22 protein-coding genes are annotated in these 21,207 nt (G+C 72.0%); 13 read left to right on the top strand and 9 right to left on the bottom strand.

From position 1 onward, the window contains the following. Positions 1-2: 2 nt before the first annotated feature. Together ACWEPF_RS31815 and ACWEPF_RS31810 are read right to left on the bottom strand one after the other, a co-directional pair. Entirely contained in the window at positions 3-716 is a 714-nt protein-coding gene (locus tag ACWEPF_RS31815; protein WP_380150218.1) for a class I SAM-dependent methyltransferase, read from the bottom strand. Positions 717-886: 170 nt separating this feature from the next. Beyond that, positions 887-1,480, bottom strand: coding sequence for a DUF3043 domain-containing protein (locus ACWEPF_RS31810; RefSeq protein WP_449796801.1), 594 nt, complete (start codon positions 1,478-1,480; stop codon positions 887-889). Positions 1,481-1,751: 271 nt separating this feature from the next. Between ACWEPF_RS31810 and ACWEPF_RS31805 the strand changes: the two genes are divergently transcribed. Together ACWEPF_RS31805 and pspAA are read left to right on the top strand one after the other, a co-directional pair. After that, on the top strand, positions 1,752-2,537 hold the full coding sequence (locus ACWEPF_RS31805) for a PspA/IM30 family protein (RefSeq protein ID WP_380150201.1): 786 nt from the start codon (positions 1,752-1,754) through the stop codon (positions 2,535-2,537). A 29-nt stretch (positions 2,538-2,566) separates the two neighbouring features. Continuing rightward, positions 2,567-2,860, top strand: coding sequence for a PspA-associated protein PspAA (gene pspAA, locus ACWEPF_RS31800; protein ID WP_452175269.1), 294 nt, complete (start codon positions 2,567-2,569; stop codon positions 2,858-2,860). Positions 2,861-2,923: 63 nt separating this feature from the next. On the opposite strand, the gene nadA is transcribed toward pspAA, so the two are convergent. Then, positions 2,924-4,105 carry a quinolinate synthase NadA gene (gene nadA, locus ACWEPF_RS31795; protein WP_452175268.1) on the bottom strand — a complete coding sequence of 394 codons (1,182 nt, stop codon included), beginning with the start codon at positions 4,103-4,105 and terminating at the stop codon, positions 2,924-2,926. Positions 4,106-4,279: 174 nt separating this feature from the next. Between nadA and ACWEPF_RS31790 the strand changes: the two genes are divergently transcribed. Beyond that, a complete protein-coding gene (locus ACWEPF_RS31790; protein ID WP_452175267.1) occupies positions 4,280-5,206 on the top strand; it encodes an NADP-dependent oxidoreductase in 927 nt (308 codons plus the stop codon). A 28-nt stretch (positions 5,207-5,234) separates the two neighbouring features. Here ACWEPF_RS31790 and ACWEPF_RS31785 read toward each other — a convergent pair whose 3' ends face one another. Next, the gene (locus ACWEPF_RS31785) at positions 5,235-6,101 is read right to left on the bottom strand and encodes an aldo/keto reductase (RefSeq protein ID WP_452175266.1); all 867 of its coding nucleotides are present in this window, start codon (positions 6,099-6,101) and stop codon (positions 5,235-5,237) included. A gap of 143 nt (positions 6,102-6,244) precedes the next feature. On the opposite strand from ACWEPF_RS31785, the gene ACWEPF_RS31780 reads away from it, so the two are divergent. From ACWEPF_RS31780 to ACWEPF_RS31770, 3 genes are all read left to right on the top strand, one after another. Further along, entirely contained in the window at positions 6,245-7,594 is a 1,350-nt protein-coding gene (locus ACWEPF_RS31780) for a hypothetical protein (protein WP_452175265.1), read from the top strand. An 87-nt stretch (positions 7,595-7,681) separates the two neighbouring features. Then, entirely contained in the window at positions 7,682-8,146 is a 465-nt protein-coding gene (locus tag ACWEPF_RS31775; protein ID WP_345279858.1) for an Lrp/AsnC family transcriptional regulator, read from the top strand. A 178-nt stretch (positions 8,147-8,324) separates the two neighbouring features. Then, positions 8,325-9,686, top strand: a complete 1,362-nt coding sequence (locus ACWEPF_RS31770; protein WP_452175264.1) for a pyridoxal phosphate-dependent decarboxylase family protein — start codon at positions 8,325-8,327, stop codon at positions 9,684-9,686. A gap of 18 nt (positions 9,687-9,704) precedes the next feature. On the opposite strand, the gene ACWEPF_RS31765 is transcribed toward ACWEPF_RS31770, so the two are convergent. After that, positions 9,705-10,373, bottom strand: a complete 669-nt coding sequence (locus ACWEPF_RS31765; RefSeq protein WP_452175263.1) for a (2Fe-2S)-binding protein — start codon at positions 10,371-10,373, stop codon at positions 9,705-9,707. Continuing rightward, on the bottom strand, positions 10,370-11,242 hold the full coding sequence (locus tag ACWEPF_RS31760) for a GNAT family N-acetyltransferase (RefSeq protein ID WP_452175262.1): 873 nt from the start codon (positions 11,240-11,242) through the stop codon (positions 10,370-10,372). The genes ACWEPF_RS31765 and ACWEPF_RS31760 overlap by 4 nt, the downstream gene beginning before the upstream one ends. Positions 11,243-11,450: 208 nt before the next feature. On the opposite strand from ACWEPF_RS31760, the gene erpA reads away from it, so the two are divergent. Next, positions 11,451-11,804 carry an iron-sulfur cluster insertion protein ErpA gene (gene erpA, locus ACWEPF_RS31755; protein ID WP_345279850.1) on the top strand — a complete coding sequence of 118 codons (354 nt, stop codon included), beginning with the start codon at positions 11,451-11,453 and terminating at the stop codon, positions 11,802-11,804. A 62-nt stretch (positions 11,805-11,866) separates the two neighbouring features. Here erpA and ACWEPF_RS31750 read toward each other — a convergent pair whose 3' ends face one another. Next, positions 11,867-12,448, bottom strand: coding sequence for a hypothetical protein (locus tag ACWEPF_RS31750; protein WP_452175261.1), 582 nt, complete (start codon positions 12,446-12,448; stop codon positions 11,867-11,869). A 103-nt stretch (positions 12,449-12,551) separates the two neighbouring features. On the opposite strand from ACWEPF_RS31750, the gene ACWEPF_RS31745 reads away from it, so the two are divergent. After that, positions 12,552-13,262, top strand: a complete 711-nt coding sequence (locus tag ACWEPF_RS31745) for a hypothetical protein (protein ID WP_452175260.1) — start codon at positions 12,552-12,554, stop codon at positions 13,260-13,262. An 11-nt stretch (positions 13,263-13,273) separates the two neighbouring features. On the opposite strand, the gene ACWEPF_RS31740 is transcribed toward ACWEPF_RS31745, so the two are convergent. Then, complete coding sequence (locus ACWEPF_RS31740; protein ID WP_452175259.1) at positions 13,274-13,495, bottom strand: hypothetical protein; 222 nt, start codon at positions 13,493-13,495, stop codon at positions 13,274-13,276. Positions 13,496-13,748: 253 nt separating this feature from the next. Here ACWEPF_RS31740 and ACWEPF_RS31735 point away from each other — a divergent pair, with 253 nt between their 5' ends. Further along, positions 13,749-14,726, top strand: a complete 978-nt coding sequence (locus ACWEPF_RS31735; protein ID WP_452175258.1) for a carbohydrate kinase family protein — start codon at positions 13,749-13,751, stop codon at positions 14,724-14,726. Between the two features lie 43 nt (positions 14,727-14,769). On the opposite strand, the gene ACWEPF_RS31730 is transcribed toward ACWEPF_RS31735, so the two are convergent. Continuing rightward, complete coding sequence (locus ACWEPF_RS31730) at positions 14,770-16,155, bottom strand: aminotransferase class V-fold PLP-dependent enzyme (RefSeq protein ID WP_452175257.1); 1,386 nt, start codon at positions 16,153-16,155, stop codon at positions 14,770-14,772. Between the two features lie 444 nt (positions 16,156-16,599). Here ACWEPF_RS31730 and ctaC point away from each other — a divergent pair, with 444 nt between their 5' ends. From ctaC to ACWEPF_RS31710, 4 genes are all read left to right on the top strand, one after another. Next, on the top strand, positions 16,600-17,454 hold the full coding sequence (gene ctaC, locus ACWEPF_RS31725) for an aa3-type cytochrome oxidase subunit II (RefSeq protein WP_345279841.1): 855 nt from the start codon (positions 16,600-16,602) through the stop codon (positions 17,452-17,454). Beyond that, positions 17,451-19,232, top strand: coding sequence for an aa3-type cytochrome oxidase subunit I (gene ctaD / locus ACWEPF_RS31720; protein ID WP_380150205.1), 1,782 nt, complete (start codon positions 17,451-17,453; stop codon positions 19,230-19,232). Before ctaC ends, ctaD begins: the two co-directional genes overlap by 4 nt. Next, on the top strand, positions 19,232-19,630 hold the full coding sequence (locus tag ACWEPF_RS31715; RefSeq protein WP_345279839.1) for a cytochrome c oxidase subunit 4: 399 nt from the start codon (positions 19,232-19,234) through the stop codon (positions 19,628-19,630). The genes ctaD and ACWEPF_RS31715 overlap by 1 nt, the downstream gene beginning before the upstream one ends. A 209-nt stretch (positions 19,631-19,839) precedes the next feature. Continuing rightward, on the top strand, positions 19,840-21,057 hold the full coding sequence (locus ACWEPF_RS31710) for an Ig-like domain-containing protein (RefSeq protein WP_452175281.1): 1,218 nt from the start codon (positions 19,840-19,842) through the stop codon (positions 21,055-21,057). The last annotated feature ends 150 nt before the right edge of the window (positions 21,058-21,207 follow it).

Below are 21,207 nucleotides of genomic sequence, written 5' to 3'. Positions count from 1 at the left end.
CGTCAGGGCTTCGAGCCGACCACGTGCAGCAGCGCCGCCACCTGGCGGTACGGGTCCTGCTGCCCGGCCCGTTCCTCGGCGTCGAGCAGCTGGGCCAGCTGCCGCCCGTCCACCGGGGCCTGGTGGTCGGGCGTGGTGTCGGTGAAGACCCGCACCCCGTACCAGTGCCGGACCGGCACGGCGATGTCCCGCAGCGTGGTGGCGAGGTCGGCGAGCCGGTCGGCCCGGGCGGGCAGACCGAGGCGGTTGGTGAAGCGGGTGGAGTCGAAGGACTCCAGCGCGGTGCGCCAGTCCCCGGTCAGCCCGGGCCGCATGGCGAGCGCCTCGGCGTTGCGGACCACCAGCGAGAGCACCCCGCCGGGGGCGAGCAGCCGGGCAAGCGAGGCCAGCATCGGGTCCGGGTCGGAGAGGTACGGCAGCACCCCGTGGCAGAGCACCACGTCGAAGCTGCGCGGGCCGAACCAGCGGCCGACCTGGTAGCAGTCGCCGCCGAGCAGCTGGACCCGCACCCGCACCTCCTCGGGCTCGGCCGCCAGCGCGGCCTGGGCCGCGCCGAGGGTGACCGGGTCCGGGTCGAGGCCGGTGACCAGGTGGCCGGCCCTGGCCAGCCGGAGCGCCTGGGTGCCCTGGCCGCAGCCGACGTCCAGCACCCGCAGGCCGTCCAGCCCGGCCAGCTGGGCGCCCAGCTGACGGGCCACCAGCTCCTGGCGGACCAGCGTCCGCAGGCCGCCCTGGCGCTCCAGCCAGGTGGCGGCGGTGGGCAGCGCGCCGCGGGTGGGCAGCCGGTCGTGCCCCCCGAGGCCCTGCTCGGGCAGGCCGCCGGGGGCCGACCACGCGTCAGCCGTCCAGGGCTGGGCCCAGGACGGCTGCTGCACGTGGTCCGCGGTCAGGGCTTCTCGCCCCGCTTGACCTTCGGCTTGGGCAGCCGGAGGCGGCGCATCTGCAGGGTGCGCATCAGCCCGTAGGGGACGGCCCCGCGGGTGTTGGTGCCGGGGAACTCGGTGGCCAGCGCCTTGCGCAGGCCGAAGCCGAGCCGCAGGAAGTCCGCGATCACCAGCACGAAGAAGACCATGAAGAGCAGCGTCGAGGCGAGCTTCAGCACGTTGTTCGGGACCACGCTGAGGACCAGCACGACCACCGCGTACGGCAGGAAGAACTCGGCCAGCGACCACCGGGCGTCGATGTAGTCGCGGACGTACTTCCGGACCGGGCCCTTGTCACGGGCCGGGAGGTAGCGCTCGTCGCCCTCGAGCAGCGCGGTGCGCTGCTTCTCCCGCTCGGACCGCATGCGGTCGCGCGACTGCCGCGCGGCCTCCTTGCGGTCCTTGGGGACCGTCACCCGGGTGCGGCGGTTGGCCTCGGCCTCGCTGCGCTTCGGGGTCGGCCGGCCCTTGGGGGCCTGCGGGTCACGGGGCTGGGTGTCGTCCTGCTCGGCCAGCGCGGTGGCGGAGGAGGCTTCTTCTGAACGGCGTCGGAACACACCACAAGCGTACGTGCTGGGTATCGGCAAATCGTGGTGCCCTTGGACCCAAACAGATATCGAATGCCCCCGGAGTGTCCCCTAGGACCTCGGTGCCTCTTCTCCGATCATGGTCAGGGGTCGTCTCCACCCAGGGGATGAGGCCGGAGCCGCAAGGCTGTAGCACGCTTGTTGCAGGCAGGAGCACTGCGGGCGGGCAGCCGCCGCGCATAGACTCGTTCCTGTCAGCCGAGACGGAACCGCAGGCCCGAGAAGGGGGCACCCGAGGCCCATGAGCGACGGAATCATGAAGCGTATGGGGCTGATCTTCCGCTCCAAGGCGAACAAGGCCCTGGACCGTGCGGAGGACCCGCGAGAGACGCTCGACTACTCCTACCAGAAGCAGCTGGAACTGCTGCAGAAGGTGCGCAGGGGCGTCGCCGACGTAGCCACCTCCCGCAAGCGCCTGGAGCTCCAGCTGACCCAGCTGCAGCAGCAGTCGGCCAAGTACGAGGACCAGGGCCGCAAGGCGCTCTCGCTCGGCCGCGAGGACCTGGCCCGCGAGGCGCTGACCCGCAAGGCCAACCTGCAGTCCCAGATCACCGACCTGGAGACGCAGTACCAGGCCCTGCAGGCCGAGGAGGAGAAGCTCACGCTCGCCTCCCAGCGGCTGCAGGCCAAGGTGGACGCCTTCCGCACCAAGAAGGAGACCATCAAGGCCACCTACACCGCCGCCCAGGCGCAGACCCGGATCGCCGAGTCCTTCTCGGGGATCTCGGAGGAGATGGGCGACGTCGGCCTGGCCATCCAGCGGGCCGAGGACAAGACCGCGCAGATGCAGGCCCGGGCCGGCGCGATCGACGAGCTGCTGGCCTCCGGCGCGCTCGACGACGCCAGCGGGCTGGGCCGCAAGGACGACATCGAGGCCGAGCTGGAGCGGGTGGCCGGCGGCAGCGACGTCGAGCTGGAGCTGGCCCGGATGAAGGCCGAGCTCACCGGGGGCACCCCGGGCGGCGCGCCGCAGGCGATCGAGCAGGGCAAGCAGGACACCCCTCCTACGATCAACTACAACAAGTAACACCCCCCTAGCGCAGGGAGAACACCGGCATGATCATGCGGGTCATGGGCGAGGGCCAGTTCCAGGTCGCCGAGGGGCACCTGAACCGGCTGAACGAGCTCGACGAGGAGCTCCTCGCCGCGCTGGAGTCGGGCGACGAGCAGCACTTCCGGGCCGCGCTCGGCAGTCTGCTCAGCGCCGTCAAGGAATTCGGCACGCCGCTGCCGGACGACTCGCTGGAGCCCTCGGACCTGATCCTGCCGGACCCGGAGGCCTCCCTGGACGAGGTCCGGGACCTGCTCCGGGCCGAGGGCGACGGGCTGATCCCCGGCATCCCGGAGTAGTGCCGAGCACGTGAAAGGGCGGGCCCCCTCGGGGGCCCGCCCTTCGTGCTGTCCGGCGAATCGTTACGGCAGGGCGAGCATCCGGTCCAGCGCGGCCTTGGCGTACTTCTCGGTCTCCGGGTCCACGGTGATCACGTTCGGCACCCGGCCGTCGACCAGCGACTCCAGCGCCCAGACCAGGTGCGGGAGGTCGATCCGGTTCATGGTGGAGCAGAAGCAGACCGCCCGGTCGAGGAAGACGATCTCCTTGTCCGGGTGTGCCTTGGCGAGGCGGCGGACCAGGTTGAGCTCGGTGCCGATGGCCCACTTGGAGCCGGGCTCGGCCGCGTCCAGCGCCTTGATGATGTACTCGGTCGAGCCGACCATGTCGGCCGCCGCGACCACCTCGTGCTTGCACTCGGGGTGCACCAGGACGTTGACGCCCGGGATGCGCTCGCGCACGTCGTTGACCGAGTCCAGCGAGAAGCGGCCGTGCACCGAGCAGTGGCCGCGCCAGAGGATCATCTTGGCGTTCCGCAGCTGCTCGACGGTCAGGCCGCCGTTCGGCTTGTGCGGGTTGTAGAGCACGCAGTCGTCCAGCGAGAAGCCCAGGTCGCGGACGGCGGTGTTGCGGCCCAGGTGCTGGTCCGGCAGGAAGAGCACCTTCTCGCCCTGCTCGTACGCCCAGTTCAGGGCGCGCTCGGCGTTGGAGGAGGTGCAGATGGTGCCGCCGTGCTTGCCGGTGAAGGCCTTGATGTCGGCGGAGGAGTTCATGTACGAGACCGGGACGGTCACGTCGGCGATGCCCGCCTCGGTGAGCACGTCCCAGCACTCGGCGACCTGCTCGGCGGTGGCCATGTCGGCCATCGAGCAGCCGGCCGCCAGGTCGGGGAGGATCACCTGCTGGGCGCTGCTGGTGAGGATGTCGGCGGACTCGGCCATGAAGTGCACGCCGCAGAAGACGATGTACTCCGCCTCCGGCTTGTTGGCGGCGTCCCGGGCGAGCTTGAACGAGTCGCCGGTGACGTCGGCGAACTCGATGACCTCGTCGCGCTGGTAGTGGTGGCCGAGGATGAACACCCGGTCGCCGAGCGCGGCCTTGGCGGCGCGGGCCCGGGCCACCAGGTCCGGGTCGGAGGCGGGCGGGAGGTCGCCGGGGCACTCGACGCCGCGCTCGCTGTTCGGGTCGGCCTCGCGGCCGAGCAGCAGCAGTGCGAGCGGCGTCGGAGTGGGGTCGACGCCGTAGGTCTCGGTGGTGGTGGTCACGGGCGGGTGCCCTCCTGTGCGGCGGAACTCTGTGGTGCTTGGCCGTTATCGTCTATCTGACGCTATCTATGATAACCCGTTAGCGTCACTCTGACGATGGCCGAAGTGTCGATGTGACGAGAACCGCGTGCCGTTGCGTCGTGTACACCGTCGCGTCGGGTTTGCTGGGCAGTCATGAAGGCAATCGCGATCAGGCGTTACGGCGGCCCCGAAGTGGTCGAGTACACCGAGCTCCCGGACCCCAAGGTCGGGCCCGACTCGGTGCTGGTCCGGGTGAAGGCCGCCGGGGTCAATCCGGTGGACTGGAAGATCCGGGAAGGGTACCTGGACGGCGTCACCGACGCGCACTTCCCGCTGGTCATGGGCTGGGACGCGGCCGGGGTGGTCCAGGCGGTCGGCGGCGGGGTCACCGAGTTCGCCCCCGGCGACGAGGTCTTCGGCTACGTCCGCAAGGACGCGGTGCAGCACGGCACGTACGCCGAGCTGGTCTCCGCCCCGGTGCGGACGCTGGCCCGCAAGCCGGCCTCGCTGAGCTGGGCCGAGGCGGGCGGCCTGCCGCTGGCCGGGCTGACGGCCCACCAGTGCCTGGTCCGGGCGCTCGGGGTGACGGCCGGCCAGACCGTGCTGGTGCACGCCGCCGCCGGGGGCGTCGGGGTCTTCGCGGTGCAGATCGCCAAGGCGCTCGGCCTGCGGGTGATCGGCACCGCGAGCGAGCGCAACCACGACTTCCTCCGCTCGCTCGGCGCCGAGCCCGTGACCTACGGCGAGGGGCTGGCCGACCGGGTCCGCGCCCTCGCTCCCGACGGGGTGGACGCCGCGGTCGACCTGATCGGCGGCGACGCGGTCGAGGTCTCCGCCACCCTCGTCCCGGACGACTCCCGGATCGCCTCGATCACCGACTACGGCGTCAAGGCCCTCGGCGGCCACTACGTCTGGGTCCGCCCCGACGCCGAGGGCCTCGCCGACCTCGCCCGCCTCGCCGACGAGGGGAGGCTCCGCGTCCCGATCGCCTCCACCTTCCCCCTCGCCCAGGCCGCCAGCGCCCAGGCCCTCAACGCCGAGGGCCGCACCCGCGGCAAGATCGTCCTCCTGGTCGACTGACGCGCCGCGGGCGCCCTCCGCGGGGTCGTCAGGCATCCGTCCAGCGAGCGGAGAGGTCGGCCACCTCGGCGTCGGTCAGCCGGATCCGGGCGGCCCCCAGGTTCTGTTCCAGGTGGGCCGTCCGGGAGGTGCCCGGGATGGGGAGCACCGTGGGGGAGAGGTGGAGCAGCCAGGCGAGGGCGAGTTGGGCCGGGGTGGCGTCGTGGGTGGCGGCCAGCTCGGCCAGCCCCGGGGTGGGGCCGTCCGGGCGGGCCAGGCCGCCGCGGCCGAGGGGGAAGAACGGGACGAAGCCGATGCCCTCGCGGGTGCAGTGGTCCAGGGTGTCGCGCAGCCGCTGCCGGGTGAGGTTGAAGACGTTCTGCACGGTGGCGACGGGCACCACCGCCCGGGCCCGCTCGATCTCCTCGACCTCCACCTCGGAGAGTCCGATGTGCCCGATCTTGCCCTCCGCCCGCAGGTCGGACAGCACCCCGAGCTGCTCCTCCAGCGGCACCGCCGGGTCGATCCGGTGCAGGTGGTAGAGGTCGATCCGCTCCAGCCGGAGCCGCCGCAGGCTGAGCTCCACGCACTGCCGCAGGTACGCGGGCCGCCCCACCGCCGCCCAGGCGTCGGGCCCCTGCCGGGTGAGCCCGCCCTTGGTGGAGATCACCAACCCCTCGGGGTACGGGTGCAGTGCCCGCGCGATCAGTTCCTCGCTGACGTGCGGCCCGTACGAGTCGGCGGTGTCGACCAGGTCCACCCCCAGCTCGACCGCGCGCCGCAGCAGCCGTACCGCCTCGGCCGGGTCGGCCGACGGCCCCCAGACGCCGGGCCCGGGGAGCCGCATGGTCCCGAGGCCGAGCCGGGCCACCGGAAGTTCGCCGCCGATCAGGTGAGTACCGCTCAGAGCCGTCATGCGCACCAGGGCAGCACGGGGCGCGGGCCGGTGTCGAAGGATTTCTGACCCGCCGTCACATCTCCCTTGTGATAATCCCCGTCATCAATGAGGATCTTGGTCGGATCGAGGAAGATCCACTGGAACCTCACGGGGGAGTACGCATGTCCGCGAACGAACGAGGCACGCTCGGCCGCCGCTCACTGCTGGCCGGCCTGACCGGGGCGGGTGCCGTCGGGGCGCTGGCGCTCGGCGCCGGGACCGCCGAGGCCGCTGCCGGCACCTACGTGGTCGACGTGCTGGCCAAGAACGCCGACCCGACCGGGCAGACGCCCAGCGACCAGGCGTTCAAGGACGCGGCCACCGAGCTGCTGGCGTCCTTCCAGCCCGACCCGGTCTCCGGCGCCATCCCGAAGAAGGTGCTGCTGATCCCGCCGGGCAACTACCTGATCACCCAGCCGGACGCGCTGCTGCCCGGCATCGCGGGCCCGGGCAACGGCGGGATCGTGGACGGCATCGCGATCGTCGGCCACGGCAAGCGGCTGAGCCGGATCACCTACGCGCCGACCACCCGGAACACCACCTTCTGGACCAACCGGGACCGGTACAAGAACATCCGGATCAGCGGCCTCACCTTCGACAGCCGCGACGCCACCTCCACCTTCAACTACGCCTACTCCTCGGACGCCGGCGGCGTGCAGGACACCTGGTACACCGACGTCGAGTGGCGCGGCGACTGGAAGGCCGGGATCGTCCTGGACGGCGCGCCGGACCGGGCGGCGGGCGACAAGACCAGCCCGCAGTCCGACCTCAACAGCGAGATGGGCTGGGACCACTGCCAGGTGGCCGGCAGCTACGCCGACGCCTTCCTGGTGATGGGCGCCACCCCCGCCGCGAGCCAGCAGGACCAGTTCCTCAACATGTGGTTCCGGGACTGTAAGGTCGAGTTCAAGTCCGGTGTCTTCGTCCGCAACGAGCGCGGCGGCTCGATGAACTTCACCGGTGGCTCGTACATCCTCACCGACACCGAGGCCTACGGGACCTTCTTCAAGCTCGGCGGCACCACCGGCCGGGCCGACTCGGTCAACCGCCTGTACGTCCAGGGCATCCGCTTCGAGCTCCGCAGCGACAAGCACAAGGTGATCGACTCGGCCTGGTACAAGGGCAACATCACCTTCGTCTCCTGCGACGACACCGCGCTCTCCTTCCAGGGCTGGGCCACCACGGCCGTGGCGACGCACGTCTACCGCTTCGACGCGGTCACCCCGAACCGCGCCCCGATGATCCGGTACCAGGACTGCGCCCTGATGGGCTCCCACCAGGTCACCACCACGAGCGCCACCACCACCGGCAAGCTGCTCTACGACGGCTGCCGGTTCTCCGACGCGAACGCCGCCACCGGCGGCACCGGAGCCACCGGAGGCCTGCTGCGCTGGACCGGCACGGCGCCCTGGTACGAGTTCCGGGACTGCTCGGCCGGCGCCGTCCGGATCCCCGACGTCAAGGGCCAGTAACCCGCCACGGGGGCGCGCCCGGCACCGGGCGCGTCCCTCGGTGCAGAATGGTTCGGCGTTTCGTTTCTTCCCAGGAGCCCCGTACCGATGAGCACCAACAGACCGTCAGATCCCGGCGGGGCCTCCCTGGACGACACCGACCGGCTGCTGCTCACCCACCTGAGCCGGGACGGCCGCGCCTCCTACGCCGAGATCGGCCTGCTGGCCAACCTCTCCGCCACCGCCGTCCGCCGCCGGATCGACCGGCTCCGGGCCCGCGGCGTGGTCCGCGGCTTCACCGTGGTGGTCGACCCGGACGTGCTCGGCTGGCAGACCGAGGCCTTCGTCGAGGTCTACTGCCGGGAGCGCACCGCCCCCGAGGAGATCCTGGCCAGCCTGCGGCAGTTCCCCGAGGTGGTCGCCGCCTGGACGGTGACCGGCGACCCGGACGCCCTGGTCCACCTGCGGGCCTCCGACACCCGGCACCTGGAGGCCGTGATCGAGCGCATCCGCAAGGAGCCCGGCGTCCAGCGCTCCCGCAGCTCGGTGGTCCTCTCCCGGCTGATCGGCTAGCACGTCCCCCGGATGACGCAGGAATCCTGCGTCGCCCCCCGCGAACACGCTCGATTCCGGCCCGGACCGCCGCGTTCCGACGCGCGCCGGGCGCACACCGCTGCCTACGCTGATCATGTCCGGCAACCCCACGCGCCCCGGGCCTCCCCCGACCCTCACCGCAGCGAGAGGCACCACCATGTCCGCAGCCCCCGACCGCATGCACCGGCCCGACAACGAGCTGGTGGACCTGGTGTTCGACTACATGCGCGAGCGGCTGCAGTACGACCCGGTGCCGCTCGACCACCCCGGCGACGGCGAGCACCTCAAGGCCCAGCTGGCCGGCCTGCTCAACCCCACCGGCAACGACCCGGCCGACGTGCTCAAGCTCTACGACCACGAGCTCTCCCGGGCCGTGATCTCCGCCGACAGCCCGCGCTACCTCTCCTTCATCCCGTGCGCGCCGACCAAGGCCGCGCTGCTCTTCGACATGGTGGTCTCCTGCGCCTCGCTCCAGGGCATCTCCTGGCTGGAGGCGGCCGGCGCCATCGCCGCCGAGAACCAGGTGCTGCGCCTGATAGCGGACCGGGCCGGGATGCCCGAGACCGCCGGCGGCACCTTCGTCTCCGGCGGCTCGGCGGGCAACCTCTCCGCCCTGGTGGTCGCCCGCGACACCGCCCGCCGCCGCCTCGGCGAGGGCGTCAAGCTGCGCGTCGCGGTCGCCGACCAGGTGCACTCCTCGGTGAAGAACACCTTCAACATCATCGGCGTCGAGGCCTTCAAGGTCCCCACCGTCGACCGCCGCTTCACCGGCGAGGCGCTGCGCGCCGCGCTGGCCGCCGACCCGAACCCCGAGACGGTGATCGCGGTGGTCGGCACCGCCGGCACCACCAACGAGGGCATCGTCGACGACCTCCAGGGCCTGTCCGAGGTCACCCGCGAGCGCGGCATGTGGTTCCACGTGGACGGCGCGTACGGCGGTGCCGGCCTGTTCGCCCCCTCCGTCCGGGAGCGCTACAACGGCATCGAGCACGCGGACTCCTTCGTGGTGGACCCGCACAAGTGGCTGTTCGCCCCGTTCGACTGCGCCGCGCTGATCTACCGCAACCCGCAGCTGGCCCGCGCCGTGCACACCCAGGACGCCTCCTACCTGGACGTGCTGCACACCGAGGGCGACGAGTGGAACCCCACCGACTACGCCTACCACCTGACCCGCCGGGCCCGCGGCCTGCCGCTCTGGTTCTCCCTCGCGGTGCACGGCACCCAGGCCTACACCGACGCGATCGAGGCCGGCCTCACCCTGGCCCGGGAGACCGCCGCCCTGATCGAGCGCACCGAGCACCTGGAGCTCCTGATGGACCCCCAGCTCTCCTCGGTCTGCTTCCGCCGCACCGGCTGGACGCACGAGGACTACTACCGCTGGTCCCAGCAGCTGCTGGCCGACCAGATCGGCTTCGTCACCCCGACCGGCTGGGACGGCGAGACCGTCGCCCGCTTCGCCTTCCTGCACCCGGGCACCACCATGGAGATGGTCGAGGAGATCCTCGCCACCATGGCCTGAGCCCGACCCGCCGTCAGCTCACCGCCCCGGCGGCCGGTCGAAGACGCAGTCCCCGCACAGACCGCCCGCCGGCGCCCGGTAGTAGAGGCAGCAGCTCGTGCGTCTCCCGTCGGCCCGCAGCGCACCGCGCAGCGGGCCGACGGCCCGCAGTTCGGCCGCCAGCTCACGACCGGCCCCCAGCACCTTCACCGCCCCGGCCAGCGCCGAGGCCGCGTTCCCCCAGAGCAGCCCCTCGGCCACCGGGACGACCCGGCGCACCGCTTCGCCGAACGGGCGCAGCTGACCCTCCACCACCTCCAGGTACAGCTCCGCCGCCAGCCCCGCCGGGCCCGGCTCCCGCACCCCCGGTACCCAGAGTTCCAGCATCCCGCCGGGCACCAGCCGCCAGTACGCCCCCGCCAGGTCCGGCACCACCCCGCCGACGGCCGCCGTGCCCAGCGCCACCGACCAGAGCCGGGCCGCCGCCCCCAGCTGCGCCGCCGAGGCCGCCACCCGGAGCTCGGAGGTCCGCATCCGCCGCGCCACGTCGGCGATCCGCTCGCGCAGGAAGGCCGCCGAGCGCAGCTCGGCCACCGGCCGGAACCCCTCCGGCGGCCTCGGCCCGGTGGCGACGGCGAAGAACCCGCCGACCGCGCCGACCTTCCGCAGCACCTCCTGACCCTCCGTCAGGCCCTCGTCCCCGGTCACAGGAACGCCGGGTTCGGCACGTAGGTGGCCGGCGGCCGCATCCCGCGCACCGCCAGGTAGCCCTCGGTGGAGAGCGACAGGCCCAGCTCCATCCCGACGTCCACCGCCCACTCCTGCTCCGCCGTCAGCCCCTCGACCAGCACCTCGGTGCCGTCCGGGGTGCGGGCCAGCGCCTCCCGCAGCAGGCGGGTGCCGATCCGCTTGGAGGTGGCGGCCAGCAGCTTCACGGTCCCGCCGTCGCGGTAGCAGTAGCCGCTCCCGGCCAGGGTGTCGGCGATCAGCAGCTCGTCGTAGTGGGCCAGCATGAACCCGTGGTCAACCCCGTGGGCCGCGCCCCGGGCCCGGCGGTCCACCGAGTCCAGCAGGTGCAGGTGGGTCCGGTTGCCCGGGTGCACCGGGATGTCGCCCGGGTCGAGCAGGCCCGCCCGGTCCACCCTCCCGGTCAGCCGCATCGCCGGGTGCAGGGTGAACCCGGCCCGCCGGTAGCGCCGGGCGGCGGCGGGGGAGGCCGAGGCGTAGAGCATCCCGCGCAGGCAGCCCCGCCCGTACGTGCCCGCCCGCTCCAGCAGCAGCCGGCCGATGCCCCGGCCCTGGGCCTTGGGCAGCACGGCGAAGAGCGAGAGCAGCCAGAGGTCCTCGCGGCGCAGCGAGAGCGCCACCCCGAGGGTCTCGCCGCCCTCCTCGGCGACCCAGCAGCCGGGCTGGTCGTGGCGGATCGCGTGCACCGTCCGGGCGAGCTCGCGGGTGCGCCGGTCCGGATCGGGCGGTGAGCCGTCCTCCCGGCCGGCCAGGTCGCGGAAGGCGGCCCGGCTCACCGCCTCGACGGCCGCCGCGTCGGCGGAGGTGTCCTGGAGCTGACGAATGATCACCCGCTCATCCTGCCGCGACGGCGTGCCCCGGGCGGGGGGTTTGTCAGGATCGGCCGGTGACCAGGCCCCGGCGGTGTGCGAGCATGGGGCGTGGAGGGTGGACACGTACCACCTCCAGCACTCGAGAACCACCGCCCGGGGAAATGAATCCGGGAGGCCGCTGGTTGGCACTGGCGGCAGTTCGTCGTCACATACCGGGAGTAACCAGATGAGCGTCCAGGACGAGACCACCGTCGAGAGTGGTCTGCTCCTCACCGATTCCGCCGCGGAGAAGGTCAAGGGTCTGCTGGACCAGGAGGGCCGCGACGACCTGGCGCTCCGCGTCGCCGTGCAGCCCGGTGGCTGCTCCGGCCTGCGCTACCAGCTCTTCTTCGACGAGCGCTCGCTCGACGGCGACGTCGTGAAGGACTTCAACGGCGTCAAGGTCGTCACCGACCGCATGAGCGCCCCCTACCTCGGCGGCGCCACCGTCGACTTCGTCGACACCATCGAGAAGCAGGGCTTCACGATCGACAACCCGAACGCCACCGGCTCCTGCGCCTGCGGCGACTCGTTCAGCTAGTCGTACCGCGAAGGCCCCCACCCGGAGCTCCGGGTGGGGGCCTTCGCCGTGTCCGGGACGACTCAGTGCTTGGGGCCGCCGACCTCGTCCGGGCCCTGGTTGCGCGGCAGCTCCTGGCCGGTGTTCTGGTCGAAGACCGTCCGGCCCTCCAGCTGCGTCTTGAGGTCGGCCGAGACCTCCTGCAGCTTGGCGATCGCGGCGCAGGCCTGCCCGGCCGGCTGCGGCTCCCGGACCACGACCTTGGCCTGCACGGTGCCGGGCTTGGACTCGTCCAGCTTCAGCCCGTACTTCTCGCAGACCCCGCCGTAGAAGGTGACGGTCAGCCGGAGCCCGTCCACCCGGTACGAGACCCCGGGCGCCTTGCCGTTCGGGTCGGGCTCGCCCACCGCGATGCCGGGGGTGGTCGCGGTGGGGGTGGGGGTAGGCGAGACCTTCACCGGCGGGGGAGTGGAGGGCCGGGGCTCGGGGTTGGACGGGCTCGCGGAGGCCGAGGCGGAGGCGGTGGTCGACGGGGTGCCCGCCGGGACGTCGCCGGGCGCGGTCGAACCGGAGGTGGTGGCCGAGCCGCAGGCCGTCGCGGTGCCCAGCGCGAGCAGCAGGCCGGCGACGGCGACGGTCCGGCGGAGCCGGGTCTTCTGGTCCATGGTGCGTCTTCCTCCCGAGGGTGCAGCGTCGTGCTGTGCGGCTTTGACGTGGCCCGGTGGAATCCGGTTCCGTCCGCCCCCGCGCGGGTGGTAGATCACTGCGGTGCACATACTCACCCGCCCCGGCCTCCGGGCACCCCTGATGACCGCCGTGCCGGTGGTCGTCGCCGTCGCCACCGCCGGATCCTCGTGGATCCTGGCCGTCGCCATGGTCGGCTTCCTGGCGCTCTTCCTGCTGGTGGTCCCCGCGTTCATCGTCGTGCTGAGCTGCGCCCTGGGGCCGCGGCGGTGCCGGCTGCGGCGGCCGGGGAACTCCGCACTGCTCTCCGCCGGACTGCTGGTCGTGCCGGGCGTGCTGGCGTTCAGCGGTCCGAAGCTCGACGGGCCGCTGCTGGTGGCGGCGGGTTCGGCGGGCGGTCTGCTGGTGCTGGCCTGGGCGGTGCGGCAGGTGATGCCGGGGCCGCCGGTCGCCGCCCCGGCCGGGAACTGGCGCTGGGCGGTGCTGCCGCTGCTGCTGGTGACGGCCGTCGGGGTGGTCCGGCTGGACCTGCCGGAGCGGGCCCGGTTCGGGCTCGGGCGGGCCGCGCTGACCGACTTCGCCCGCTCGGACGCCACCGGGCCCGGCTGGGTCGGGACGTACCGGATCGGTGAGGTGGTGCGCACCGGCACGGGCGTGCTGCTGATCGTGCGCGGCACCGGCGTCGAGGGACCCGCCGGGTACGGCTACTTCCCCGACGGGCGGACGCCCGCGGACTACGGGACCTACACGCACCTGTCCGGGCCCTGGTACCGCTGGGCCCAGGACCCGCTCTGACCGACGGTCCGTCAGCTGCCGTACTCCGACATGCCGGCCACCAGCCGACGGGTGCCGGGCGGTACCGAGAGCGCGCCGACGGCGGGGCGGGCGGGCTCGGGCTGCAGTGCGGTGGTGGGCCAGAAGTGGCCCATCCGGCGGGAGGAACTGACCAGTGCGTCAAGGGACTCGAGGTCCGCGTCACCCCGGAGGGCGGACGGCACGCGCAGGGTGGTCGGCCGGTTCGGCATCATCGGTACGGGCTCCGATCGGCGGGCCGCGAGGGTGGGTCGCGGGCCTGGGAAGGGCCGGGCGGTCGGGCCCCGGCAGATTCGACCCTAGATCGGCGGACCGGGCCGGGCCAGGCTTACCGCGCGGTAGTACCCGTGGGTGTCGCGCCCGGGCGGAACCGGAGGCGTGGTGGGCGCCCGGGCGACGGCCCGGTAACGTGTGGGGGTCAATTCCATCGCTTGACCCGGCCGTCGCCGGCCACCTGAGGAGTCCTCCGTGCGCATCGCCGTCGCCGGCTCGATCGCCACCGACCACCTGACCACCTTCCCCGGCCGCTTCGCCGACCAGCTGGTCGCCGAGCAGCTGCACACGGTGTCGCTCTCGTTCCTGGTGGACACCCTGGACATCCGCCGGGGCGGGGTCGCGCCGAACATCGCCTTCGGCATGGGCGTGCTGGGCCTGCGCCCGGTGCTGGTCGGTGCGGCCGGCGCGGACTTCGAGGAGTACCGCAGCTGGCTGGAGCGCAACAACGTGGACACCGACTCGGTGCACATCTCCGAGACCCGGCACACCGCGCGCTTCATGTGCACCACCGACCAGGACCACAACCAGATCGCGTCCTTCTACACCGGCGCGATGGCCGAGGCCCGCAGCATCGAGCTCAAGCCGATCGCCGACCGGGTCGGCGGCCTGGACCTGGTGCTGATCGGGGCCGACGACCCGGCCGCGATGGTCCGCCACAGCCAGGAGTGCCGCACCCGGGGCTACGCCTTCGCGGCCGACCCCTCGCAGCAGCTGGCCCGTCTGGACGGCGACGACATCCGCACCATCGTGGACGGCGCCACGTACCTGTTCACCAACGAGTACGAGGCCGCGCTGATCGAGACCAAGACCGGCTGGGACGCGGAGGAGATCCTGCGCCGGGTCGGCACCCGGATCACCACCCTGGGCGCCAAGGGCGTGCGGATCCAGCGGGCCGGCGAGCCGGACGTCACGGTGGGCTGCCCGGTCGAGGAGCGCAAGGCCGACCCGACCGGCGTGGGCGACGGCTTCCGGGCCGGCTTCCTGGCCGGTCTGTCCTGGGGCTTCGGCCTGGAGCGCTCGGCCCAGCTCGGCTGCATGCTGGCCACCCTGGTGATCGAGACCGTCGGGACCCAGGAGTACGAGCTCAAGCACGGCGTCTTCCTGGACCGCTTCGCCCTCGCCTACGGCGAGGAGGCCGCGGCCGAGGTCCGCGCGAAGCTCGCGCGCTGACGCACCGTCACCCGGAGGGGGTCCCGGCAGGCCGGGGCCCCCTTCAGGCCGTCCGCTCCACCAGGTACGCGGTGCCCCGCTCGACCCCGTAGTGCTCGGCCGGGGCGGTGCCCCGGTAGGCCTGGCCGCGCATCTCGCACCAGGCGGGGACGTCGAGGCGGGCCGCCTCGTCGTCGGCCAGCACCACGACGCTGCCGCCGACCGGCACCTCGCCGATCCGCTTGGCCAGCTCGATCACCGGCAGCGGGCAGCGCTTGCCCAGCATGTCCAGCACCAGCTCCTCCGAGGTGGCCGCGGCCGGGGCCGGCAGGTCGAGGCCGAGCGGGGCGCGGACCCCGGCGACCAGCCCGGGAAGCAGCTCCAGGAAACGGTCCACCCCCGCCTCGGGGGTGCCGTACGGGAGCGAGACCCGGACGTTCCCCTCCGTCAGGACGCCCATCGCGGCCAGGACGTGGCTGGGCGTCAGGGTGGAGGAGGTGCAGGAGGAGCCGGAGGAGACCGCGAAGCCGGCCCGGTCCAGCTCGCCCAGCAGTACCTCGCCGTCCACGTAGAGGCAGGAGAAGGTGACGATGTGGGGCAGCCGGTGCACCGGGTCGCCGACCACCTCCACCTCGGGGACCAGGCTCGGGACCTGACGGCGGATCCGCTCGACCAGGGCGTGCAGACGGGCGTTCTCGGCCTCGGCCTCCGCCCGGACGGCGCGCAGCGAGGCGGCGGCCGCGACGATCGCCGGGACGTTGACGTAGCCGGGCACCCGGCCGCGCTCGCGCTCGTCGGAGGGCAGCGGGGAGACGTAGCGGACGCCCTTGCGGACGGCGAGCACGCCGACCCCGGCGGGGCCGCCCCACTTGTGGGCGCTGGCGGCCAGCAGCGACCAGCCGCCGGGCACGGCCACCCGGCCGGCCGACTGGGCGGCGTCCACCAGCAGCGGGACCTCGCCGAGCAGTTCGGCCGTCTCCTCCACCGGCTGGACGGTGCCGGTCTCGTGGTTGGCGGACTGCAGCACGGCGAGCGCGGTGTCCGGGCGGGCCAGGGCGGCGAAGGCCCCGGGGGAGACCCGGCCGTACCGGTCCACCGGGGCGGCGGTGACCTCGCCGCCCTCGGCCTCGAAGCGTTCGGCCGAGTGCAGCACGCTGGAGTGCTCGACCGCCGAGTGCAGCAGGTGACGGCCCGTCCGGCGGCGGCCGGTCAGCCCGCCCAGCACGCCCAGCTGGACGGCCTGGGTGCCGCTGGCGGTGAAGGACACCTCGTCGGCCCGGCACCCCAGCACCTCGGCGACCGTCTCCCGCGCGGCGTCCAGCAGCATCCGGGCCTGCCGCCCGGAGCGGTACAGCCGGGCCGGGTCGGCCCACCCCTCCTCCAGTGCGGCGGTCAGCGCCTGCCGGGCGACGGGGTGCAGCGGGGCCGTGGACGCCACGTCGAAGTACATGGCGCCATCTAACCCGAAGCGGACCCCGAGGGGTCGTCCCGGGGACGGCCGGGAGGGGTCCGGACGGCCGGGTCACCTCACCCGTACGGTGGACGGACAGTTGACCGAGTGTCAGACGTGCGTGCGGAGCTCGATCCTCCAGATGGGCTCCGCAGCCTGGTTCCTGACGGTTTGCCCGGTACGCCTGAGCGTGGCGCCGAGGGCCCGGAGTCCGGGTGTGAGAGCCTTGATCGGCCGCTCTGACCTGGTACTCCACTCTTCTGAGGGCTGATCGGGTAGCCGGACGGCGCGTTAGCGGGGGCTGCTCGTGAGTGCCGCATAAGGATGCAGTAGCGTTTGGCCCGCATAAGCATTCAAACCGTGCCCGTGGCCGGGTCGCCGGGGAGGCGCACAGCGACTCCCGGGGGCGACGCGATCCCGGGCGAGACTTCGGGAAGGCGCTACGTGAGTCCCAACGGCTCCGACCGCTCGCCGCGGCGCACGATGCGGCGGAAGCTGCCTCAGGCGCTGGCACTGGGCCTCGTCATCGCGACCGCCACCGGCTGCTCGGCCAACGACCTCCCCAGGCTTGGCCTTCCGACCCCCGTCACCGCAGAGGGCCCGCTGGTCCTCCGCATGTGGCAGGGCTCCTGGATCGCGGCTCTGGTGGTCGGCGCACTGATGTGGGGTCTGATCATCTGGAGCGTGATCTTCCACCGCCGCAGCCGCAGCAAGGTGGAGATCCCCCCGCAGACCCGGTACAACCTGCCCATCGAGGCGTTGTACACCGCGGTCCCCCTCGTCATCGTCTCGGTCCTGTTCTACTTCGTCGCCCGCGACGAGGCCCGGTTGACCCAGACCTCCGCCAAGCCGGACCACATGATCAACGTGGTCGGCTTCCAGTGGAGCTGGGCGTTCAACTACGAGAACACCGAGAACCCGGACCCGGCCAACACCCAGGCCGCGTACGAGGTCGGCACCACGGGCGAGCCTCCGACGCTCTACCTGCCGATCAACGAGACCGTGCAGTTCCGCCTCACCTCGCGGGACGTCATCCACGACTTCTGGCCCGTCGACTTCCTGATGAAGCAGGACGTGGTCCCGGGCGTGGTGAACAAGTTCGAGGTCACGCCGACCTCGTACGGCACCTTCCGCGGCAAGTGCGCCGAGCTCTGTGGCAACGACCACTCCCGGATGCTGTTCAACGTCAAGGTCGTCGACCGGGCGGAGTACGACAAGCACCTGGCCGAGCTGCGCGCTAAGGGCCAGAAGGGCGCGGTGCCCTCGGGCATCTTCAGCAGCCAGGGAAGTGAGAAGTGACTATCCTCAACGAGCCCGCAGCCGCGGGCGGGGCCGCCGGGGCTTCGGTCACGGCCGGTGCCCAGCGGACCCGCAAGCCCGGGTCCACCATCATCAAGTGGATGACCACCACCGACCACAAGACGATCGGCACGCTGTACCTGGCGACGTCGTTCGCGTTCTTCCTGATCGGTGGTGTGCTGGCGCTCGTCATGCGCGCCGAGCTCGCTCGTCCGGGGACCCAGATCCTCTCGAACGAGCAGTTCAACCAGGCGTTCACCATGCACGGCACGATCATGCTGCTGATGTTCGCCACCCCGCTCTTCGCGGGCTTCGCGAACTGGATCATGCCGCTCCAGATCGGCGCCCCCGACGTCGCCTTCCCGCGACTGAACATGTTCGCCTACTGGCTCTACCTGTTCGGCTCGATCATCGCGGTGGCCGGCTTCCTCACCCCGCAGGGTGCCGCCGACTTCGGCTGGTTCGCCTACTCGCCGCTCTCCGACGCCGTGCGCTCGCCCGGCATCGGCGCCGACATGTGGATCATGGGTCTGGCCTTCTCCGGCTTCGGCACCATCCTCGGCTCGGTCAACTTCATCACCACCATCATCTGCATGCGCGCGCCCGGCATGACGATGTTCCGGATGTCGATCTTCGTCTGGAACGTCCTGCTGACCGCCGTGCTGGTGCTGCTGGCCTTCCCGGTCCTCGCGGCCGCGCTGTTCGCCCTGGAGGCGGACCGGAAGTTCGGGGCCCACGTCTTCGACCCGGCCAACGGTGGCGCCATCCTCTGGCAGCACCTGTTCTGGTTCTTCGGCCACCCCGAGGTGTACATCATCGCGCTGCCGTTCTTCGGCATCGTCTCGGAGATCATCCCGGTCTTCAGCCGCAAGCCGATGTTCGGTTACCAGGGCCTGATCGCCGCCACCATCGCGATCGCCGGCCTCTCGGTCACCGTGTGGGCGCACCACATGTACGTGACCGGACAGGTACTCCTGCCGTTCTTCTCGTTCATGACCTTCCTGATCGCGGTCCCGACCGGTGTGAAGTTCTTCAACTGGGTCGGCACCATGTGGAAGGGCTCGCTGAGCTTCGAGACCCCGATGCTCTGGACGGTCGGCTTCCTGGTCACCTTCCTCTTCGGTGGTCTGACGGGTGTTCTGCTCGCCTCCCCGCCGATCGACTTCCACGTCTCGGACTCCTACTTCGTGGTGGCGCACTTCCACTACGTGGTGTTCGGCACCGTGGTGTTCGCGATGTTCGCCGGCTTCCACTTCTGGTGGCCGAAGATGACCGGCAAGATGCTCGACGAGCGTCTGGGCAAGATCACCTTCTGGACGCTGTTCATCGGCTTCCACGGCACCTTCCTGGTCCAGCACTGGCTCGGCGCGGAGGGCATGCCCCGCCGCTACGCCGACTACCTGGCCGCGGACGGCTTCACCACCCTGAACACCATCTCGACCATCGCGTCGTTCCTGCTCGGTCTGTCGATCCTGCCGTTCCTCTACAACGTCTGGAAGACCGCGAAGTACGGAGAGAAGATCGAGGTCGACGACCCGTGGGGCTACGGCCGTTCGCTGGAGTGGGCGACCTCCTGCCCGCCGCCGCGGCACAACTTCCTCACCCTTCCCCGGGTGCGGTCCGAGTCCCCGGCGTTCGACCTGCACCACCCCGACATCGCCGCGCTCGACTACCTCGAGTACCACGGTGAGCCGGGCAAGCACTTCGAGGGCGTCACGCCCGCGAAGTACGACGCTCCGCAGCTGGGCAAGGGCCTGAAGAAGGACGGGGACGCCTGATGAAGGAACAGGGCAAGATCTTCATCGGCTTCGCCGTCTTCATCCTGATCATGGCCGTGGTCTACGGCATCTGGTCGAAGGAGCCGGCCGGCACCACCGCGCTGTTCCTCGCCTTCGGCCTGTGCGCCATGGTCGGCTACTACCTGGCGTTCACCGCCAAGCGGGTGGACACCGGCGCGGGCGACAACCCCGAGGCCGAGGTCGCGGACGACTCCGGCGAGCTGGGCTTCTTCGCCCCGCACAGCTGGCAGCCGCTCTCGCTGGCCATCGGCGGCGCCCTGGCCTTCATGGGCGTGGTCTTCGGCTGGTGGCTGCTGTACTGGGCCATCCCGATCATCCTGGTCGGCCTGTACGGCTGGGTCTTCGAGTTCTACCGGGGCGAGAACCAGAACCAGTAAGGTTCCGGCACCCGCACCGACCGGACGGCCGGACATCCCTGACGGGGTGTCCGGCCGTCCGGCGTTCCCGCACCCCGCAGCGGCTCACCGGGTGGTGCGTTCACCCGGCCGGGCGCACGCCGGTGGTGTTGGAGGTGCCCTCTGCGGTCGGCTGTTCCTACGATCTGATACGTCGTCGGATCACCCACCAGGAGGCAGCCGTGAAGACCATGCACGGACTCGCGGCGGCAGCGGCCCTGGCCCTCCTGGCGGGATGCTCCTCGGCGGGGCCCGCCGAGACGGCCGTGGGGCCCGCCGAGCCGGTGGACGTCACCTCGATGGTCCGGCTCTCCGCCACCGGCGAGACCGACCCCGGACAGGCCGTCACCGTCTCCGCGGAACAGGGCGGGCTGCTCACCGACGTGACGGTGATCGGCGCCGACGGGCGGCTGCTGCCCGGTGAGCTGACGGCCGATCAGCGCAGCTGGCGCTCGACCGGCCCGCTGATGGCGGGCAGCAAGTACCGGGTCCTGGTGCTGGCCGACGACGGCAAGGGCGGCCGCGGCGGCACCACCCGGCAGTTCACCACCGCCGCTGCCACCCACCTGCTCACCGCCGAGCTCGGCCCCGACTCCTCCGGCAGCGGGATCTACGGCGTCGGCCAGCCGCTCACCGTGAAGCTCTCCGAGGCGGTCGAGGACCCGGCGGCCCGTCAGGAGGTCGAGCGGGGCCTCACGGTGGTCTCCGAGCCCGCCGTCACCGGCGCCTGGTACTGGGTCGACTCCCGGAACCTGCACTTCCGCCCCAAGGAGTACTGGCCCGCCAACGCCACCGTCAGCCTCGCCTTCGACCGGCAGGGCCGGCACATCGCCGGCGACCTGTACGGCGGCGAGACGGCCACCAGGACGCTGCGCACGGGCGACCGGGTGGAGGTCACGGTCGACGCCGGCTCGCACTACCTGACCTACCGGCGCAACGGCGTCGAGGAGCGGTCCATCCCGGTCACCACCGGCAAGCCCGGCTTCTCCACCCGGAACGGCGTCAAGGTGGTGCTCGGGCAGGAGGCCCAGGTCCGGATGAACGGCGAGTCGATCGGCATCCGCGAGGGCAGCAGCGAGGCCTACGACCTCCAGGTGAAGTGGGCCACCCGGGTCACCTGGAGCGGCGAGTACGTGCACGCCGCCCCGTGGTCGGTCGGCTCCCAGGGCCGCGAGAACGTCAGCCACGGCTGCACCGGCATGAGCACCGACAACGCCAAGTGGTTCTTCGAGCAGACCCGCATCGGCGACGTCGTCCAGGTCGTCAACAGCCGCGGCGACCAGATGGAGCCCTTCGGCAACGGCTTCGGCGACTGGAACGTCCCCTGGGACCAGTACGTCCAGCACTCCGCCCTCGGCAAGCCCGTCTCCACGGCGGCCCCGGGCACCACGCAGATCGCCGTCGGATAGCGCCCCGCAGGGGCGCGGGGAACTGCGCGGGTACGGAAGCGGCTCACCTGCAACTGAGGGCACGTCAGCCAGTTGCAGGTGCTGCCGTTCCCCCGCGCGCTCCAGGTACGCCTCCGGGGTCAGGCCGTCCGGCTCCGGCAGGCCGTGGTC

This window comes from Kitasatospora sp. NPDC004289 (genome assembly GCF_053602875.1).
The sequence above is the reverse complement of the archived record's forward strand: the minus strand, read 5'-3'. Positions and strand labels throughout refer to the sequence as shown.